This is a genomic window from Sphingomonas sp. 10B4, assembly GCF_035019905.1.
GTDB lineage: Bacteria > Pseudomonadota > Alphaproteobacteria > Sphingomonadales > Sphingomonadaceae > Sphingomonas > Sphingomonas glacialis.
The window spans coordinates 1-250 of sequence record NZ_JASJVC010000455.1 but is presented as its reverse complement, the minus strand read 5'-3'; the positions used below and the strand labels follow the sequence as shown (position 1 = coordinate 250).

Below are 250 nucleotides of genomic sequence, written 5' to 3'. Positions count from 1 at the left end.
CACGTCGAGCGGATCCATGCTCGACGAAACGCCGCCACCGGCCATCAATTTCAGTTGCGTCGCCCCAAGTGCCAACAACTCGCGGCTGCGCATGCGCACGGTGTCGGCATTGTCGGCAATGACCGTGGCACCGACTCGCTCGGCATATGAGGAAGCACCGGCTTGGATAGGAAATTCATTGGGAAAACGAAAATCGCCATGACCGCCGGTTTGCGACAGGAAGGCACCGCTGGGCCAAATCCTGTCTCTT

General features: G+C 59.2%; 1 pseudogene. It reads right to left on the bottom strand.

Going from position 1 to position 250, the window contains the following annotated elements:
- Nucleotides 1-250 (bottom strand): annotated as a pseudogene (locus QN347_RS20475) (amidohydrolase family protein); the annotation flags it as partial.